Below are 19,939 nucleotides of genomic sequence, written 5' to 3'. Positions count from 1 at the left end.
CAATAATAATAACCATCGCCTAATCTAGTTTGTGAATCACAAGACCAGAACGTAGCTTTGGCTCAAACCAAGTAGCTTTGGGTGGCATGATCTTTCCACTATCAGCTATATCCATAATCTGTTGCATAGAGACAGGATAAAGTGCTAGCGCCCAACGCATTTCTCCACTATCAACACGACGTTTAAGCTCCTTAAGTCCACGTAGACCACCAACAAAATCAATACGTTTATCAGAACGGAGATCCTTGATACCCATTAGTTCGTCTAGAATCAAACGACTAGAGATGTCAACATCAAGCACACCTATAGGGTCGGTATCATCGTATGTACCTGGTTTTGCCTCTAAGCTATACCAATTGTGATCAATATATAAGGAGAACTCATGTAATTTGGTAGGGCGATACTCTTCTTCTCCCTTTAGTTCTACAATAAAGTTCTTCTCTAATGCTTGTAAGAACTCTACAACTTCCATGCCATTTAAGTCCTTAACTACACGATTATAGTCTAGAATTGTTAATTGGCTAGATTGGAAACAAACAGCCATGAAATAATTATACTCTTCATCTCCTTTATGTCCTGAGTTATTCTTCGCTTTCTCTGCACCTACTAGAGCTGCAGCAGCTGAACGATGATGTCCGTCTGCGATATAAAGGCTTGGCATCTTCTTAAATTCTTCGGTAATCGTATCGATGTCAGCTTTATCACTAACAACCCAAAACTGGTGACGGAATCCATCGTCAGGTGCAACGAAATCATACTCTGGAGTTGTTTGTGCATAGCGACTTAACAATGTATCCAATACATTGTTATCTGGATAAGCAAAGAATACGGGCTCTACATTCGCATTGCAAACACGAACATGTTTCATTCGATCTTCTTCTTTATCACGGCGTGTTAGCTCATGTTTCTTAATATTTCCATTTAGATAATCGTCAACATAGGCACCAACCACAAGTCCATACTGTGTTTTACCATTCATGGTCTGTGCATATATATAATAACAATCCTTATCGTCTTGAACTAACCAGCCTTTATCTTGAAATTTCTGGAAGTGCTCTACTGCACTATCATAAGCTCGTGGGTCAGACTCATCTATAGTGGATTCAAAATTAATCTCTGGTTTGATAATGTGATATAAACTCTTCTCATTATCCCCCGCCTCCATGCGTGCTTCTTCAGAATCTAGTACATCATAAGGACGACTTGCAATTGATTCAACTAACATCTTAGGAGGACGAACACCTCTAAACGGTTTAATAATAGCCATTGTATTCTAGGTTTTTAGGTAAATAAAAGTATGACAGCCTAGAAGTTATGATTACTATTCTAGGCTATCATTCTTTGTTTTGTTTAAGATTTACTTATTTACTTGGAAAGTAGTGTCACCTGTCTCAAAGAAAGCATTGATTTGCTTTGCAGCTGCTACACCAGCATTTAAGTTAGCTTCAGCTGTTTGTGCACCCATCTTCTTTGGTGTAGAGAAGTAACGCCCAGTGAATTTCAAGAACTCTTCGTCAGCATCAGGTTTGATATCTGTGATGAACTTAAGATCTTCACGCTCAGCCATCAACTTTAAGAGTTCTTCCTCGTTAATCACCTCTTTACGTGCGGTATTCAATAAGATTGCTTTCTTTGGAAGTTGATTAACCATTTCATAATTAATACTCTTAATAGTATCTGGTGTAGCAGGAATATGTAATGACAAAACGTCAGAAACCTTGAACAGATCGTTTTGTGTCTTTACAGCATGAACTCCAGCAGCTTCGATTGCCTCGGCTGGGCAGAATGCATCATAAGCATAAACATCCATATCAAAGCCCTTTGCAATACGTGCGACATTACGACCAACGTTTCCAAATGCAAGTATTCCAAGTTTCTTACCCTTTAACTCTGTACCAGACTTACCATTATAGAAGTTTCGGATTGCATATACCAACATACCAAAGACAAGCTCCGCTACTGCATTAGAATTCTGTCCAGGAGTATTCTCTACAACAACATTCTTTTCTTTAGCATATTTAGTATCAATAGAATCATAACCAGCACCAGCTCGGACTATAATCTTCAATTGATTAGCAGCATCTAATACGTCTGGTGTAATTTTGTCAGAACGAACAATCATCGCATCGACATCCTTTACGGCTTCTAATAATTGAGCCTTATCTGTATACTTCTCTAATAGGAGTACTTCATGTCCAGCACCCTCTAACTCTGATGTTATATTCTTTACAGCAGCAGGTGCAAATGGCTTTTCTGTTGCAATTAAAATCTTCATAGCTTCAATGTTTAGGTATAATTTTAGTAAAGATTGGATTCAGACTTGACCATATATAGCCAAGTCTGATATGTATGAATTATAGATTCAACAATATTATTAATGTTGAGCTTCAAACTCTTTCATTGTATCAACAAGAGCTTGAACACCTTCTATTGTTTGAGCGTTATAACAGCTAGCACGGAAACCACCAACACTGCGATGTCCCTTAATACCAACCATTCCACGAGCCGTTGCGAAGTCGAAGAACTCTTGCTGAAGGTCGTTGTACTCATCATTAAGAACGAAACAGATATTCATGTAAGAACGATCTTCCTCATTCTTAACAGTTCCACGGAAGAGCTTATTTCTATCGATTTCACCATAAAGAAGATCAGCACGTTCCTTCGCAATCTTAGCCATTGCTTCTACTCCACCTTGAGCCTTCACCCAACGAAGATTTTCCAATGCTGTATAGATTGGTACAACAGGAGGTGTATTAAACATAGAACCCTTATCTACATGTGTACGATAATCAAGCATTGTAGGAATCTGACGATCAACCTTACCTAAGGCGTCATCCTTTACGATAACGAATGTAACACCAGCCATTGAAAGGTTCTTTTGTGCTCCACCATAGATACAGTCATACTTTGCTACATCAACAGGACGACTCAAAAAGTCTGAAGACATATCACCTATCAAACGTACTGGAACATCAGGATCATTGTGAAGTTCTGTACCATAAATGGTATTATTGGTAGTGATGTGAAGATAATCAAGATCTGTTGGAACCTCATAACCCTTTGGAATATAAGTGTAATTATCATCAGCAGAAGATGCCACTTCTACAACATCACCCAACATCTTAGCTTCTTTGATGGCTTTCTTTGCCCAAACACCTGTATTCAGATAACCAGCTTTCTTTACAAGGAAATTCATTGGAATCATGTGGAACTCAAGTGAGGCACCACCACCCAAGAAGAGCACGGAGTAACCTTCAGGAACGTCTAAAAGCTCCTTAACTAAAGCTGAGGCTTCATCAATTACTGGTTGGAAGTCCTTTGATCTATGGCTTATTTCTGCCAAAGATAGTCCAATACCATTGAAATCCAAAATCTGTTTTGCAGTATTCTCAATCACTTCTCTAGGAAGGATACAAGGACCCGCATTAAAGTTATACTTCTTCATCTGATCTGTTTAGTTTAAGTTTGACTTAAGTTGTATAGTTATTATTCTTACTTCAGTATTAAATCTCTAACTTCTTATGGCTTTATGTGTGCGAAGATACGTTTTTATTTTGGTACTTCCAAATAAACTAAGACAAAATATTTCAAATACTACACGCCTGTAGTAAACTTGTAAATAAACAGAATTAAAGATAAGGTGACGTTTTGTTAAAACGATCACCTTACTTCTTCCACTATTGTTTTGATTCCTTTAATTTTCTGTCCTTTAGAAGCTAAAATAACCTTTTTTACTTTTGTTCGGTCAATAGCTACATAACAATACCTATCTTTAATATCTATCTTTCCAATTTCTGACGATTGTAAACCTATTTTCTTGCAAAGGAAACCTACGATATCTATTTTGGAGATCTTATCCTTTTTCCCCTTACCTATATATATAGTAGCCATGCGTGGCAAAGCTGGTTTAGGAAGATTCGTCGGAAGTTGAAACTCTTCATTCTCTTTACTAACATATTCAGGTAAAGTTTCTCCTGATCCGAGAATAAAGAAAGTTCTTCCTTCCTTATCCCAACGAGCTGTGCGCCCTACTCTATGAATATAATTATCTTCTGTTTCTGGTATATGATAATGAATGATATTATCAACATCAGGTATATCCAATCCTCGAGAAGCTAAGTCTGTACTTATAAGTATAGAAACAGAGCCATTTGAGAAACGATAAAGTGCAGCCTCACGCTCATCTTGTTCCAACCCTCCATGGTACCAACTCACGATAAAGCCATTCTCTTTTAGGAAGATAGCTACCCGCTCTACAGATTCACGATAATTTAAGAATACAATTGTACTTTCATTCCCCAACGAAAGTAAAAGTCGTTTAAGCGAATCAAGTTTATCTTTCTCTGGACTTGTGACCGTATAAAGATGTACCCTATCTGGTATATTATCATCATCCGTTCTATAGTCTAGATAAATGGTTCTACCCATAGAAACAAAGGAAGGGATAGACTCTGACTCTGTGGCAGAGAGTAGGATTCGTCGTTCTATATTCGGTAATTTATTGAGAATGCTCATCATCTCTCCCTGGAAGCCAAGTTCAAGACATTTATCAAACTCATCAATTACTAACCATTTAATCGTTTCTGCATTAAGATTTTTCTTGTCTAAATGATCATTCAATCGGCCTGGAGTTACAAATACTATCTGGGGTTTAACATCTCTAAGCACTCGATGCTCATCCATCGTAGGTCTACCACCATATAATGCCATAGCTCTTAATCCACTTCCCATATCTTTTAAAACCATAGCAGATTGAAGCGCTAATTCACGTCCAGGCAATAAGACAACTGCTTGTAATTCATCAGAATTTGTATTTAGACGTTGAATCAATGGAAGCAGATAAGCATAAGTCTTACCTGACCCCGTAGGTGACATCACGACAACATCTTTACCTGTATGAAGAATCGCCTCTTCCGTCGCCTTTTGCATTTCATTCAGTTGGAGACCTAGCTTATCTATAACTTTATTATTGTTCATATTTAACCTCTTTTCTTATCTTATCAATTTCATCAAATTCCTTGCCCATATTGAGATTCAAATAAATAGTATATAATGGTGCTAGCCATTTCCCTTTATCATCAGGTGCTAACTGCCTAAATTTCTCCATATAAGGGCGAGATAATCCATATAACTCAATAATCTTTACACGCTTACTCCTATATTGCTGCCTATCCTTATTCATTTCTATGGCTTGATTAAAGTAAGCTAATCCAATGTTATAATAGGCATCTACATAAGCGTCATTTCTCTTAATTATATCGTTACAAATCTTTATACAATCATTATATCTACCTAGGTTAAGAAGAGCTGTACTCTTAGCAAACATAAATAATAAACTAGTGGAATCAGCTTTTAAGGCTCGTTCTGATATAACAAGTGTAGAATCATGTTCACCTTTTTTAGTATAATATTCCACAAGCCTAGGAAAGAAAAAAGCAAAATTAGGGTATTGCTTAAACCCTTCTTGCAGCGACTTTACATACATAGTCGTATCTTTCTGAATCCAATAAGCCTCGGCTTCATATTGTTTAACAAAATTAAGCATAGAAGTATCACGTTCTGCCAAGTCTTTAAAACGCATAATCTTATCAGCATCTCCTAATTTATAACCACAGAACATTGACCAATAAGCAGCATGAGATATCAAGGCATCACTTTGTAAATAGTTATATCCGGTAAAAAGTGGATACTCAGCAGATAATAAATAATCACGATAATACTCAAATGCTGTTTTATAATCATTTTTATGGATGAAATAACTACCTCCATTAAATAGATTTGGGCGAATAGAATTTAAAAACGAAGCATGTTTCTCCCTGTATTTAGGACGAACCAACCCTCGTTTATCAGCTTGTGCATCAATAGAATCGAAGATAGACATCGTCTCATACAATCGTTTCGTTATTGAGAAGAAAGCAGCTGTATCATATTTTTGTTTTAGATAGAGCTTTTCATTCCCCTGCTCGTATTGTTTTGTTAGTACATCACATAATAGCAACCATATCTTATGATTATTTCTTGACGTTGAATCTACTAATAGTCCACGAAGTGTTCCCTCAGCTTTTGAGAGTTCCTTACCAGACTTTATCTGGTCACGCACTGTTTGTAATTGTTTCTTTTGTGCGTAACACATAGATGGTAAAACAAAACAAATATATAATATAAGAACCTTAATAGTTTTCACTCTTCTGATATTTCGTTACTAAAGGCTCTAACTCATCAGCCTTTATTTTATCATTCAGTATTGTATAAGTTAGGTAGAGCGGTGCCACCCATTCAACTTTGTTTCGACGTGGATCCTTTGCCCTTACACGTTCTAAATAGGTGCGAGCCTGTGCAAAGACTGTCATAAACTCATTATCCGAAACATTATCTCCCTTCTTTCGTTTTGCCAAGACAGAATCACGTAAAACCATTCCTAAACTATTCAGGCATACCCCTATATTATAAGCTACAGGAATATTACTAGGATCTATCTCATCCGCTTGCCTATACGCATCTATAGCCTCTTCCCAACGTTCGGCACGCATAGCAATCTCTCCCTTTAAAATCCAAGGTACTATAGAATTTGTGTTATTTTCTAAACAATCATCTACAAAATCTTCTAAATTAAATCTTGGAGTTGGATTCTGATAAAATTTCATAATCCATGAAAAATAGGTTTCATTTGTTGGATCTGAACGATACAATCTCTGTATAACTGATAAATAACGAAGAGAGTCTTCAGCATTTACCATTTGATCGTGCATACACTGAGCTTTTATCTCTGCTGAGGCTTGGGCACTCTCATCATATTGCATGGCTATATCAGCATACTCATTAGCCATCTTTAAATTACGAGATTTCAAATAAAAATAAGCTAAATAATATGCAGCAACCCCTGATTCGTCTACATTATCCTTTACTAATGGCGATTTTCTAGTTTCTAAATAGAGTTTCAGAGCATCAATTCCCTCTTGCTTTAAATAAGGCTTTTTATAAAAATATTTCCCTGCATCAATCAGCATTGGATGCAATATAGACAAACGTTTCTTATTCTCCTCCTCATACTCTGGTAAGATTTTTCCTTTTCGATTAGGCATTCTATCAAACTCATCACATTTCAGTGAATATTCTACCCCATCAACAACTGTCTTAAAAATGGTAATAGAATCCCTATCCGATTGTTTCTCTATTTTGGAAAAAGCGTTCCTAGCTAGGCGATTAAAAGACTCCGCTTGCTTATGCATATCTTGTGCTTCTACAATTTGAATGCAGAATAACGCACATATAAATAGTGTTAGTAGCCTTCTCATTTATGACATTTTAGTTAAAAAAATTTTCCCCTCTTATGTATATTACCTAAGAAGATAACTTACACATAAGAGAGGATTTATTACTGCTGATTATTGTACACCAGCGTCAGCAGCTGCTGCTAGTGTCTCAGGAGCTTGAGCACCCTTTACAAAGTAGTAGCATCCATAAAGAGGATAAGCCCATGAAGACTTTTGCTCTTTGAGAGTGTCAAGTTTCTTTGCTGTCTCAAGATAAGAGATAGCCTTATTATATACCTCATTAAACTGAGCACGAGCAGCTGGAGAAAGAACTCCCTTAACAGCAGCTACACGCTCTTGAGCCTTATAGAACCAGCACTGACCAATTGAAGCATTGATAGCAATTCTTGCATTGTCATCCTTTGCTTGTTCCAAAGCCTTAGAAAGGTAATTAGCAGCTGTCTCATAGTCTTTCTTTTGACTTGCAAACTGACCCATCATTACTAATGCACCATAACTATTAGGATTCTTTGCTAATGCTGAATTTACGATTTCTTCAGCCTTATTTTGCATACCAAGTGCACTATAAGTAGAAGTCAATGTGGTCAATACTGCATCATTCTCAGGATCTTGAGCATAAATACCAGCGAGCTTGTCAGCATAGTTTAAAGAATCCTGACGTGTCTTGAGCTGTGAACCTAAGATAGCTAGCTGTAATTGTTGAGCATCTTTCGCACGATCTTTGCTCTTCAAAGCATAAGATACATACTTCTCTGCCTTCTTGAAATCCTTATTCTGATAAGCATAATAGGTAGCGAAATAAGCAATCTCATTTAAGTTCTCATCTTTTGACTTATCGAACTTTGAAAAGATTGGATCATCCGCTGTATCTACATAGCGAGCAAGGTATTTATAAGCATTTGCATCGTCCTTAGCTCCCTGGAAGTAAATACCACCATTGATCAACTGACCACGAAGAGGATAGAGCTTATCAGCTAAGTCACTATATCTTGGCTTAACTTTACCCTTTGCGTTAGGCATGTTGTCATACTTTATTACCTCAGAAGCGGCATCAAAAGCCTGACCAACAGCCTCATATAAGCCCTTTTCATCGACAGGTTTATTTCCTTCTTTGCCCATTTGCTTGTTAGTTTCATTCTCAAGTTGGACACCCTGCTCTGCACTTACCTTCTTCATTGCAAGCTCAAATAGCTTATCATAGGCTTTGGCTTTCTCAGCATTATCAGTAATCTGAGCAAGATTAGAATTCAATAATTCTGCAGCTTCGGAATAAGTCTGCGCCTTCAAGATAGCCTTCAATGGTTCACTGTCTCCAGCGAATGCAGCTGATACACTAAAAAGCATCATTGCTGCGATCATTAACTTTTTCATATTGGTTATAATTTTAAAAGGTTTATAATCTTATTTTACATTTAATTCCTATTTATTCCATTCAGAGACAATCATTTATCATGACAGATATTTGTTAGATTCTTCATGAAGAACGACTCCTCTGAATGTGGAATATAAGAGTCTATATACTTTTTTAGATGATACAATGTGCCAATGGATTAATCGAAATCGACTGGGGGTACATCTGGCTCACCAACTTCTGATGATGAGTTTATGTCACTCTTGATTTCTTCACTGGTTTTAGCCCATTGTTCACGACTATCATCCTCAACCTGTGACTCTATCTCTGAACTCATCACCTTGCATACAGATGCGATAACATCATTTTTCTTGGCAAGGTTTATCAGACGTACACCTTGCGTTGCACGACCCATTACACGGCATTCAGCGACCGACATACGAATAACAATACCGCTCTTGTTGATAATCATCAAGTCGTTATCATCGGTAACGTTCTTGATAGCAACAAGTTTACCGGTCTTCTCCGTAATATTCAGCGTCTTAACACCCTTACCGCCACGATTGGTCAATCGATAGTCCTCAACCTGTGAGCGCTTTCCGTAACCCTCTTCAGAGACTACCATAACCGTCTCTTTAACAGGGTCATTAACAACAATCATACCAACAACCTCGTCCTGTCCATCTTCGTCCAGACGCATACCACGAACACCGGTAGACACACGGCCCATTGTACGGATATTTGATTCATCGAAGCGGCAAGCACGACCATTGCGGTCAGCAATGATAAGTTCGTTATGACCATTTGTCAAGCGAACATCTACCACCTCATCACCCTCATTGATATTGATAGCTATCACACCATTGGTACGAGGACGTGAATAAGCTCGGAGAGAAGTCTTCTTAACGATACCCTGCTTTGTCGCAAATACTACGTAGTGAGAATCGAGGAACTCATCATCATCCAAGCCCTGAATACGCAAGAATGCATTAACAGAATCGCCTGGCTCAAGTGAGAGCATATTCTGAATAGCACGTCCCTTTGAGTTCTTGTCTCCCTCTGGGATGTCATAACACTTCATCCAGTAGCAGCGTCCCTTACGAGTAAAGAACAGCATTGTCTGGTGCATTGTTGCTGGATAGATATATTCGGTGAAGTCCTTCTCACGTGTGCGGGCACCCTTAGAACCTACTCCACCACGAGCCTGCTCCTTAAAGTCTGCAAGCGGAGTACGCTTAATATAACCAAGGTGGCTAATAGTAATAACAACAGGGTCATTAGGATAGAAGTCCTCAGCATTAAACTCATGCTCATCAGGGATAATCTCTGTACGACGGTCATCGCCATACTTCTCCTTAACCTCCTGCAACTCTTCCTTCATCACTTCCTTACAACGCTCAGGGTTATTAAGAATCTCCTGCAAGTCCTTGATGGTTTGCATAAGTTCCTCAAACTCCTGATGCAACTGGTCAAGACGCAGACCTGTAAGCTGTGACAGACGCATATCAACGATAGCCTTTGACTGAAGCTCATCAAAGTCAAAACGCTTCTCAAGGTTCTTCTGAGCCTCAGAAGGTGTCTTGCTGGCACGAATAATACGTACCACCTCATCAATATTATCACAAGCCTTAATCAGTGCTTCTAAGATATGTGCGCGTTCTTGTGCCTTCTTAAGGTCAAACTGAGCACGGCGGATAGTGACATCGTGACGATGTTCAACAAAGTACTTAATGCACTCGCGAAGGCTCAACAGACGTGGACGACCCGCTACCAATGCGATACAGTTTACAGAGAAAGAACTCTGCAATGCTGTCATCTTGAAAAGCTTATTCAGAATGACGTTTGCATTGGCATCACGCTTCACATCAACAACAATACGCATACCTTGACGACCCGTTTCGTCATTAACGTTAGAGATACCCTCAAGCTTGCCTTCCTTCACGAGGTCAGCGATATATTCGATAAGCTGCTGCTTATTCACTCCGTAAGGAATCTCTGTAACAACAATCTTATCATGACTTTCATCGCTCTCAATCTCAGCCTTGGCACGCATTACGACGCGACCACGACCAGTCTCATAGGCATCTTTAACGCCTTGAAGACCATAGATATAAGCACCTGTTGGGAAATCTGGAGCAGGGATAAACTCCATCAAGCCATCGGTAGAAATCTCTGGATTGTCAATATAAGCACAGCAACCATCAATAACTTCTCCAAGGTTATGCGTAGGAATATTCGTTGCCATACCCACAGCGATACCATTACCACCATTTACAAGCAGGTTAGGAATCTTTGTAGGCATCACAGCTGGCTCGCGCAACGTATCGTCGAAGTTGTTGACCATATCAACCGTATCTTTCTCGATATCGTCCATAACGTGCTCACCCATCTTTGAGAGGCGGCACTCAGTATAACGCATCGCAGCAGCAGAGTCACCATCGACAGAACCAAAGTTACCCTGTCCGTCAACCAACTTGTAGCGCATATTCCATTCCTGTCCCATACGAACAAGCGCACCATAGACAGAAGAGTCACCATGTGGGTGATACTTACCAAGTACCTCACCAACAACGCGGGCGCACTTCTTGTAAGGCTGGTTGCTAAAGTTACCAATACCGCGCATACCGAAGAGAATACGGCGGTGAACAGGCTTAAAACCGTCACGAACATCAGGGAGGGCACGTGCCACAATCACCGACATTGAGTAGTCGATGTAGGAGCTTTTCATCTCCTCCTCGATGTTGATCTTCATAATTCTGTCCTGATCAATTGTCTGATTTTCGTCCATTTATATTATTATTGTTATTAATTCCTTGATAGCAGCTTTTACGAGCTTATGTCTTTGGGACTAGAATTGTCTATAATAGTCTTTATTTCCTTTCTAAGCCGTTTTGCATGTATTTTCGAGGCGTAAAGGTACAAAAAAATAATTATACAACAAACGCTTAGAACTAAAAAGAATAATATTTTAAGATAAGTTCGTCTTAGGTTAACTTCAAATTTCTATACCTGGTAATATATGCTCTATTCATTGGCAATTGTACTTTAACTTAAACATCAATTGTACTTTAACTTAGACATCTATCGTTCTTTAACTTAAACATCTTTTGGACTTATACTTAATGAACTACATTATACTCGCTTGTATAGTCTATTATACAGGCGTGTATAACTAATTATACAAACGTGTATAACCAATTATACAAACGTGTATAACCAATTATACAAACGTGTATAACCAATTATACAAACGTGTATAACACCGTACTCTAACTTAAAATACCTTCGCACTTCAAGTTAGAGGTCAATCGTTCTTTAACTTAAACATCTATCGCACTTAGATTTAAGCAGTCTTCATCTACTCCCATAGTACCCAACCATGTGTACTATATCTCAAAACAAAAGTGCCTAAAACATAACGTTTTAGACACTTTATCAAGAAGTGATTCCGTTGGGGTTCGAACCCAAGACCCACAGCTTAGAAGGCTGTTGCTCTAATCCAACTGAGCTACGGAACCATCAGTGGGTGCAAAGGTACTGATTTAATTTCGTACAGCCAAATTATCAAATATATTTATTGATATTTCTTCAAGAAAGAATCAGCCTGTGTGTTGCCTAATTCTTTTGCTTTCTGTATATTCTTGAGTCCCTCTTCTTTCTGCTTATTCTCACATTGGGCTATGCCAAGAATCAAGTATGCATCAGCTTGCGATGGATCGAGTTGTATGGCTTGTTGAGCTGCACTGATAGCTGCATCTACTTTGTTTAGTCGTAGCAATAGACTTCCCGCCTCTGTGGGATATAATGCTTCTTTAGGATCTAATCGAGAAGCTATCAGAATGTCTTGTAAGGCTTGTTGCCATAAACGTCCCTTTACCTCACATTGTTCACGCATATAATAAAAGTCGGCTGAAAGGCGTCCTTGATTGAAGTATTCATAAGTGTAATAATCTTGCATTGCCTTACGATATTCTCCCATCTTTTCAAGTTGCTGACCACGCATATAGAAATATGGTGCAGAGGTTGCAACATAAGGCGTATCGCAAAGTTCTATACTCTTATTGAGCAAGTCAAGGAGTTCTTTATCAGAGGCACCAAGATGTTGACGGCTCTGTGCCATTTCAAGATAGAGTTCTGGATTATTAAAATCTGTCTTCGTCAGTGCGTCAAACTCATTATAGGCATTTGCATAGTCACCTTTTGCATAGATAATCTGAGCTTGGAGATGACGATAAGCATTAAGGGGTTTGATTGCATAAGCCTTCTTCACCTCGTCCAAAGCCTTATCAAGTGTCCAATTAAGCCCCTGCAATCTGTCTTTATTTGCTGGATTTACAGTATTATAATAGATTACTCTTGCATAATTGTAAAGAGCTTCATCTTTCATACTTACCCTCGCAATAGCTGTTTGCAAGACCTTATCAGCCTCCGTGAAGTTTGATTTTCCAATTAAAACGTTTGCTTGAGCGTTATAACCATCTGCAACTTGTGGGAATCTTGATATGAAATCGTTGATGGTTGCTTCATGAATACTTGCCGACTTTTCAGAAGATAACATCAATGCAACAAGAGCATCCTCTAATTTACTTGGTAAACCGATTCGAAGATTACTCTGATTCATTGTGGCATCATTTTGAGATAGTCCCGTCAACGTGAAGTCCTTTGCATAGTTAACATCTACTGCACTCTTATTTGAGCCGGAAGCATTGAAGAGTCCAATGACCTGCCCTTTTGTATTTACAACAGGGGCACCATTCAACTTATCTGTTGCAGAAGATGAAAGGATTGTATAATTATACTTATCTATGAACTTCTCAACACTTGACACGTTAGCCTTTTCTGGAGTTCCACTCTTTGCCATTGGCACTATCCAAGCGTCTTCACCAGTAGAAACAGTATTGGTAAGAGTAGCTGCATTCACTTTCCCACTAACGGAGAACTTCACAATATCATAGATCTCATTAGCACCAAGTAAACAAGTGACATCATGTTTCTGTCCTTTAGCATCAATGATTACAGCTTTATCAGCCCCAATAAAAGGTTTCCAGGGACTCACTGCAACACCATCTGTACTAATGCAAACGCCATTAGAGGTCGCCAAGATACTTCCATCGGACTTGAAAGTTGTTAATGTAAAAGCGGCATCAGCCACTTTCTTCACAGCTGAAGATTGTGCCAAGACATTGAGAGAAACTCCCAACAATAAGATAAGAGATAGTATGAAATTCCTCGTTTTCATGTTCATTCTTTCTTTCATTGTGTATGTTTAATTAAGGACTATATATTTACTTCTGACTAAGATTCAATAATTCACGGGCATTCTGAAGAGCAGCATCAGAGATATCTGCACCCGAGAGCATTTGTGCTATCTCACTGACACGTTTCTCTTGATTTAATTCTCTCATGTGACTGCGCGTCCCTTCTGCCGTCTCTTCCTTCTCAACCTTATAATGTGAGCTACCTAATGCGGCGATCTGTGGTAAATGCGTAATCGAGATAACCTGACGATTATTATTACCCATCTCTTGCATAATAAGTGCCATCTTTTGAGCAATCTTACCACTCACACCAGTATCAATTTCATCAAAGATAATCGTTGGGAGTTTTACAGCTCCACTAATCATTGCTTTCAAAGATAACATAACACGAGCGATCTCACCACCAGAGGCAACTTGTGCAACAGGTTCCATAGCAGTACTTGTGTTGGCAGAAAACAGGAATTGCACTTTATCAGCACCATCCAACGACAAAGGCTTTGAGGTTATATCAACTTTGAAACGGACATTTGGAATACCAAGAGGTATCAATCGTTGACTCATCTCTTTCTCTACAATCTTACCAGCTTTAAGGCGCAATTCTGTTAACTTAGCTGCCTTCTCCGTGCATAGCTTGAGTTCTTCATCTACTTTCTTTGTCAAGGATTCAAGTTCTTCATCGCTATTATCAATACTCTGTAATTGCTCTGCAATGTTATCACGAATCTCTATCAACTCCTCTTCTGTGGAAACATGATATTTCTGCTCAAGTGTGTTTAACTGATCAAGCTGCTGGTTGATACTATCCAGACGAGAAGGATCAAATTCTATATTCTCAACCTCACTACCAACTTCACTTGCAATATCTTTTAACTCTATATGAACAGACGATAGACGTTGTACCACATCCTTTGCTTTTGAATAGACATTCTCTATATCACTAAGACTATCTAGACTTTCGCCTAACTTATAAATGATTCCATTATCGTCATCATTTAATAAGTGGTCGGCTTCATAATAAGCAGTCTTAATATCTTCCGAATGAGAGAGAGTCTCACTCTCCTGTTCTAGTTCCTGCTGTCTACCTTCTACAAGTCCAGCACTCTCTAGTTCATTAAACTGAAAACGCATAAATTCTTCATTCTCCTGTGCTTTTGCGATCTGCTCTTTTAGGTCAGACAAACGCTGTAGAGACTCCTTATAATGTTGATAAGAAGAATGATAAGCAGAGAGAGCTGTACTATCCTGTGCTATAATATCAACAACATTCAATTGAAAATCATCCTTTTGTAAAAGTAAGTTCTGGTGTTGAGAATGGATATCTATTAACTGCTCCCCAAGTATGCGCATCATTTGTAAGGAGACGGGAGTATCATTAATAAAAGCACGTGATTTGCCACTAGCAGTTAGTTCACGACGTATAATAGTATCTTCTGGCTCAAAATCAATATCATTGTCTTCAAAGAAAGATTCAAAACCATAATGAGATAAGTCAAAATGTGCTTCTATTGTACATTTCTTCTCACCCTGCTTAATCTGTTTACTATCTGCCCTATTGCCCAGCAATAAACCTATAGCACCAAGGATAATACTCTTTCCTGCTCCAGTCTCACCTGTTATAACTGAGAAACCAGAGTGAAAGGCTATATCTAACTGATCTATTAAAGTGAAGTTCTTTATATATAGATGTTTCAGCATATACTTGCTAGTTATATTTAATACTTTAGATAATTGTTAAGTTCAGATATTGAAAGAGATAAACTTATTGCTTTATCTTATCCCACGTTATATTCTGACTGGCATTAATTCCGAAGAGAATATCATAAACTTGTTCCTTCTCTTTCTGTGTACCTTTACCTTTATATATATTAGCTAACTCGTCCTTCTTATAGTCTGTCCATATTTGAGGAAGAAGACTTATCGGACGGTTCTCATGTGCTTTCTTCAATTCGTTCTCTAATGCAGTCGTAATATTCGTTCTACCACGTTCAGCATTATTTGCCATTTCGTCTAATCCTGTCCTATAGTAATCATATTGTAGTTGACGAAAAGGCTTCATAGCCCCATCTAAATAATCATTGATGAAAGCAAACCGGTTACGAGAACTATCAAAGGCCTTCCAACCAGTGAAGCTCAGATTCTGTGCATTATTCGTTAAATTCATACAACGAAGTAATACATCTTCTCCGCCCATCGGTGAGAAAGAATCAAGATCTAATCCTATAATGAGATAAGCATAATAAGCAATTAAAGCTGTTAGTTGGTTATCTATATTCTCCTCATTAAAGTCTAGCTGTTCATATTGAGCAAAGGTAAAATTGAAATCACCATCTTGATTATTATAAAGTGTAGAAGTATAGGCGGAATTATAAACAGGACGATTGGCTTGTATCAATGCTGTACAAGTAAACATATTACTGCTTACATCATATTTGCTTATTGTAATATTGAAGTTACAAGCAATACGCTCATTCTTTTGAAACTGATAATGAGTCCATTGCCTCGTATTGATAAACTGTTCCAGTGTCTGTTGAAGATTCTCGAAGACAGACGCATCTGTGCCCTCAATTTGATTATGATTGATGGTTACTTTCGCTTGTAGTTCCTGTGCAGTAATATCCTTGCTAAAGCAAACTAACAAGCTCGTTAATAATATCACGAGCCACTTCTGCCTTTGGTTTCTTGTCATAAACCTTCTTTCTATCTTTACTAATTATTGTGATTTGATTATCATCCGATTGAAATGTTGTACCAGGATTCCTTGTTGAGTTCAACACAATAAAATCAGCCTTCTTCCTCTCTAACTTCTTGCGTGCATTATGCTCTTCTTCATTTGTTTCTAAGGCAAATACCACAAGGCGCTGCTTCTCGCTTTTCATCTTACCAATAGTAGCAGCAATATCTTGTGTCGGTATCAATGTGAGCGTTAAATTATCCCCTTCCCGTTTAATCTTATGATTTGCTATTTGCTGTGGACGGAAATCGGCAACTGCGGCACACAAGATAGCTGCATCACATTTAGGATACTCCCTAACCGTAGCTTCATACATTTCATTACAGCTTTCAACATCTATTCGCTCTATAGCAGCAGAACAGGTCAAACTTACTGGACCAGCTATAAGGATAACCTTTGCACCACGCTGAAGACAATCTTCAGCTAAAGCAAATCCCATCTTACCCGAAGAATAATTGCCTATGAAGCGAACTGGATCAAGTCTCTCATAAGTTGGACCAGCCGTAATAAGGATTGTCTTACCTTGTAAATCCTTCCTTACAGTATATTTATTCGTAGAAGTAAGACCTTCAGAGAAGTATAGTTCTAAAGACTTCACTATATTCTCTGGCTCCTCCATCCTACCTTTCCCTTCTAATCCACTCGCAAGAAAGCCATTAGCAGGCTCAATAATATGATTACCATAGCCACGTAATGTATCAAGATTCTTCTGCGTTGAAGGATGTTTATACATATCCAAATCCATTGCAGGGGCTATGAATACTGGTGCCTTCATTGAAAGATAAGTCGTTATAAGCATATTATCAGCAACACCATTTGTCATCTTGCCTAATGATGCAGCTGTACATGGAGCTATTACCATTGCATCAGCCCATAATCCTAAATCCACATGAGAGTTCCAAGTACCATCCTTCTGAGAAAAGAACTCACTAATGACGGGTTTATGCGTAAGTGCGGAGAGGGTTATAGGCGTTATAAACTCCCTTCCTGCAGGAGTAATGACGACCTGTACCTCGGCTCCTTTCTTTATTAGCTCACGTATAAGCAGACAACTCTTATATGCGGCTATAGAACCTGTTATGCCTAAAACTATTTTCTTTCCTTCTAACATTACATTATCTGTTATTGAATTCACGTAAACGAATACGTGTCAACACCTGTTTTGTGTTATAAGTAAAATCACTTGCTAACATCCAACTGTAATAACCAGGATCTTTGTGTAATACTTCTGCTACATCCCAGCCTTTGTACTTACCAAAGTTGAATACTTCATGCTTACGAGCTTTACCAGTGGCATCAAGAAGTGTCTTACCATCTTTATCCTTCATATCTTCCCATACGATACGCCCAGCAAAATCAACAAAGTCATTCATACGCGAAAACTCTGCTAACTCGTCCATATCATTATGGAGGACACGTTCTTCCTCTTGATTGCCTGGGGCATACATGGCAACTTCACCTTGTAATACGCGCCAAGTAGCTTCTGTATCTTGATCTGCACGATGTGCTACGAAGTCTTCTTCCATCTTCCTCCCACAATAGAACTTATATGCGGCGGCAAGATTACGGCGTTCCATCTTATGATAGATATTCTGTGCATCGATCAACCTACACTTAGAGAAGTCGAAATCAATCCCAGCTCGCAAGAACTCCTCTGCGAGCATTGGCACGTCAAATCGATTAGAATTAAATCCTGCAAAGTCACAACCTGCGAACTTATCGGCTAACTCCTTTGCCTTCTGCTTGAATGTTGGTGCGTCTGCGACATCCTCATCGGAGATACCTGTCAATTCTGTTACAAGTGCGGGAATAGGTTTACCAGGATTAATAAAGATATTCTCTCTCTCCTCTTTCCCATCAGTATATACTTTAATATACGAGATTTGAATTATACGATCAGCTACCAAATCAAGCCCCGTCGTTTCCAGATCAAATACTATTAAAGGTTTCGTCAAATTCAATTTCATACGCTTGCTTATAAGCCCTACTACAATTAGAAAGGAGATGGCTATCTATTAGAGATATAGCCATCCCCCATTAAGATGTATATTAGTAGAATATCCTATTATTCGTTTAACAGCATTGGCATAATCAACATGAGTACATCCTCATTCTCTGGTTGTATGCAAGGAACAATAACGCCAGCTCGTGAAGGATCAGCCAACTGAATAACTACATCATCACTCTCAAGGTTATTTAATATCTCAAGCATACTTGAGCCTTTGAAGCCTATACTCATTGCATTACCATCGTATTCACAAGTAACACTCTCCTTTGCACTCGTAGAGAAATCAATATCTTCTGCATTCAACTCTAACAAGCCTGTAGAAACGTGGAAACGAATAAGCTGTGATGAATCACTTGCAAATGGTAACACACGACGCAGAGCACCAATAAGTGATTTGCGATCAATCGTAATTCTATTAGGATTGTCTTGTGGTATTACGCTATTGTAATTAGGATACTTACCTTCTATCAATCGACAGGACAGATTACCATCAGCAAAAGATATATCTGCGAAGCGCTCGTCGAAACGAATCACAACATCTCCTCCATCCTTAGCAAGGACAGTCTTCAACAAGGTTGCAGGCTTCTTTGGCAGGATAAATGCTGATGGTGTTTCACTCTTGATCGAGAAGTTTTTATTCCTTACCAACTTATGACCATCACTTGCTACAATAGCCAGGCTATCACTTGTTAAATCAAAATAAATACCATTCATCACAGGGCGAAGTTCGTCTTGTGCTGTTGCAAAGATAGAACGATTAATACTATCCGAAAGTTTCGCTGCATCAATGGTAATAGAAGAAGCATTATCAGAAATAGGCTGTACTCTTGGATATTCATCAGCCCCAAGGATTGGGAAATTATAAGAGCCATTCTGATAAGTAATATAAATCTTCATCTCGTTGAAATTAACATCAAGAGCGAGTGGCTGCTCTGGAAGTTCTTTCACAGCATCAAGGATAGTCTGACTGTTTACAGCGAAGTCACCTTCACCTTCACAACTATCAAGATTCAAAGTCCCACACATCACATTCTCACTGTCAGATGAAGTGATGGTTAATTGTCCATTATGAACCTCAAAGAGGAAACAATCAAGAATCGGAAGTGAATTCTTGCTATTAATTACTCGTGAGAGTGTCAACAATCGGCTGCTCAATGCAGTGCTTGAAAGGTTAAACCTCATTGGTATCTTATTTTAGTTAATATTCAATCTTAAACTTACATGAGATGAAGCGTCTTAAACTATATATATCGTAGACTCTTCTCTTCAACGCACAAAAATACAAAAAACAGATGTGAAAAACAAAATTTAAGTATG

Annotated in this window: 14 protein-coding genes and 1 tRNA gene; all 15 read right to left on the bottom strand. The window is 38.5% G+C overall.

Annotated elements, in window-relative coordinates; all coding sequences use genetic code 11:
- Positions 1–19: 19 nt before the first annotated feature.
- The gene (locus tag D464_RS0100840; protein WP_018909725.1) at positions 20–1,267 is read right to left on the bottom strand and encodes a DUF1015 domain-containing protein; all 1,248 of its coding nucleotides are present in this window, start codon (positions 1,265–1,267) and stop codon (positions 20–22) included.
- Between the two features lie 90 nt (positions 1,268–1,357).
- A complete protein-coding gene (locus D464_RS0100835) occupies positions 1,358–2,275 on the bottom strand; it encodes a 3-phosphoglycerate dehydrogenase (protein ID WP_004383499.1) in 918 nt (305 codons plus the stop codon).
- 99 nt (positions 2,276–2,374) lie between these two features.
- The gene (gene serC / locus D464_RS0100830) at positions 2,375–3,445 is read right to left on the bottom strand and encodes a 3-phosphoserine/phosphohydroxythreonine transaminase (RefSeq protein ID WP_018909724.1); all 1,071 of its coding nucleotides are present in this window, start codon (positions 3,443–3,445) and stop codon (positions 2,375–2,377) included.
- Between the two features lie 215 nt (positions 3,446–3,660).
- Positions 3,661–4,977 (bottom strand): DEAD/DEAH box helicase, encoded by a 1,317-nt coding sequence (locus D464_RS0100825; RefSeq protein WP_018909723.1) that lies wholly within the window; start codon positions 4,975–4,977, stop codon positions 3,661–3,663.
- On the bottom strand, positions 4,967–6,133 hold the full coding sequence (locus tag D464_RS0100820; protein ID WP_018909722.1) for a tetratricopeptide repeat protein: 1,167 nt from the start codon (positions 6,131–6,133) through the stop codon (positions 4,967–4,969). The genes D464_RS0100825 and D464_RS0100820 overlap by 11 nt, the downstream gene beginning before the upstream one ends.
- 37 nt (positions 6,134–6,170) lie before the next feature.
- Positions 6,171–7,295, bottom strand: coding sequence for a tetratricopeptide repeat protein (locus tag D464_RS0100815; protein ID WP_018909721.1), 1,125 nt, complete (start codon positions 7,293–7,295; stop codon positions 6,171–6,173).
- 90 nt (positions 7,296–7,385) lie between these two features.
- A complete protein-coding gene (locus tag D464_RS0100810; RefSeq protein ID WP_018909720.1) occupies positions 7,386–8,645 on the bottom strand; it encodes a tetratricopeptide repeat protein in 1,260 nt (419 codons plus the stop codon).
- Positions 8,646–8,824: 179 nt separating this feature from the next.
- Positions 8,825–11,413: a DNA gyrase subunit A gene (gene gyrA / locus D464_RS0100805; RefSeq protein ID WP_018909719.1), complete on the bottom strand. Its 2,589-nt coding sequence runs from the start codon at positions 11,411–11,413 to the stop codon at positions 8,825–8,827.
- A 655-nt stretch (positions 11,414–12,068) separates the two neighbouring features.
- Positions 12,069–12,143, bottom strand: a tRNA-Arg gene (locus D464_RS0100800).
- Positions 12,144–12,199: 56 nt separating this feature from the next.
- Positions 12,200–13,882, bottom strand: a complete 1,683-nt coding sequence (locus D464_RS0100795; protein WP_026284594.1) for a tetratricopeptide repeat protein — start codon at positions 13,880–13,882, stop codon at positions 12,200–12,202.
- A 28-nt stretch (positions 13,883–13,910) separates the two neighbouring features.
- Complete coding sequence (gene recN / locus D464_RS0100790) at positions 13,911–15,578, bottom strand: DNA repair protein RecN (RefSeq protein ID WP_018909717.1); 1,668 nt, start codon at positions 15,576–15,578, stop codon at positions 13,911–13,913.
- Between the two features lie 64 nt (positions 15,579–15,642).
- A complete protein-coding gene (porD, locus tag D464_RS0100785; protein WP_394357750.1) occupies positions 15,643–16,569 on the bottom strand; it encodes a type IX secretion system protein PorD in 927 nt (308 codons plus the stop codon).
- Positions 16,505–17,725, bottom strand: coding sequence for a bifunctional phosphopantothenoylcysteine decarboxylase/phosphopantothenate--cysteine ligase CoaBC (coaBC, locus tag D464_RS0100780; protein ID WP_018909715.1), 1,221 nt, complete (start codon positions 17,723–17,725; stop codon positions 16,505–16,507). The genes porD and coaBC overlap by 65 nt, the downstream gene beginning before the upstream one ends.
- A 4-nt stretch (positions 17,726–17,729) precedes the next feature.
- Positions 17,730–18,581: a 3'-5' exonuclease gene (locus D464_RS0100775; RefSeq protein WP_018909714.1), complete on the bottom strand. Its 852-nt coding sequence runs from the start codon at positions 18,579–18,581 to the stop codon at positions 17,730–17,732.
- Positions 18,582–18,679: 98 nt separating this feature from the next.
- A complete protein-coding gene (gene dnaN, locus D464_RS0100770) occupies positions 18,680–19,804 on the bottom strand; it encodes a DNA polymerase III subunit beta (RefSeq protein WP_018909713.1) in 1,125 nt (374 codons plus the stop codon).
- Positions 19,805–19,939: the final 135 nt, after the last annotated feature.

Origin of the sequence: Prevotella veroralis DSM 19559 = JCM 6290, from assembly GCF_000377625.1 — a bacterium.
Taxonomy (GTDB): domain Bacteria; phylum Bacteroidota; class Bacteroidia; order Bacteroidales; family Bacteroidaceae; genus Prevotella; species Prevotella veroralis.
The sequence above is the reverse complement of the archived record's forward strand: the minus strand, read 5'-3'. Positions and strand labels throughout refer to the sequence as shown.

Coding starts and splice junctions, on each gene's coding strand:
- D464_RS0100840 (WP_018909725.1), bottom strand. CDS start 1,267: ATGGCTATTATTAAACCGTTTAGAGGTGTTCGTCCTCCTAAGATGTTA.
- D464_RS0100835 (WP_004383499.1), bottom strand. CDS start 2,275: ATGAAGATTTTAATTGCAACAGAAAAGCCATTTGCACCTGCTGCTGTA.
- serC (WP_018909724.1), bottom strand. CDS start 3,445: ATGAAGAAGTATAACTTTAATGCGGGTCCTTGTATCCTTCCTAGAGAA.
- D464_RS0100825 (WP_018909723.1), bottom strand. CDS start 4,977: ATGAACAATAATAAAGTTATAGATAAGCTAGGTCTCCAACTGAATGAA.
- D464_RS0100820 (WP_018909722.1), bottom strand. CDS start 6,133: ATGTGTTACGCACAAAAGAAACAATTACAAACAGTGCGTGACCAGATA.
- D464_RS0100815 (WP_018909721.1), bottom strand. CDS start 7,295: ATGAGAAGGCTACTAACACTATTTATATGTGCGTTATTCTGCATTCAA.
- D464_RS0100810 (WP_018909720.1), bottom strand. CDS start 8,645: ATGAAAAAGTTAATGATCGCAGCAATGATGCTTTTTAGTGTATCAGCT.
- gyrA (WP_018909719.1), bottom strand. CDS start 11,413: ATGGACGAAAATCAGACAATTGATCAGGACAGAATTATGAAGATCAAC.
- D464_RS0100795 (WP_026284594.1), bottom strand. CDS start 13,882: ATGAAAGAAAGAATGAACATGAAAACGAGGAATTTCATACTATCTCTT.
- recN (WP_018909717.1), bottom strand. CDS start 15,578: ATGCTGAAACATCTATATATAAAGAACTTCACTTTAATAGATCAGTTA.
- porD (WP_394357750.1), bottom strand. CDS start 16,569: ATGACAAGAAACCAAAGGCAGAAGTGGCTCGTGATATTATTAACGAGC.
- coaBC (WP_018909715.1), bottom strand. CDS start 17,725: ATGTTAGAAGGAAAGAAAATAGTTTTAGGCATAACAGGTTCTATAGCC.
- D464_RS0100775 (WP_018909714.1), bottom strand. CDS start 18,581: ATGAAATTGAATTTGACGAAACCTTTAATAGTATTTGATCTGGAAACG.
- dnaN (WP_018909713.1), bottom strand. CDS start 19,804: ATGAGGTTTAACCTTTCAAGCACTGCATTGAGCAGCCGATTGTTGACA.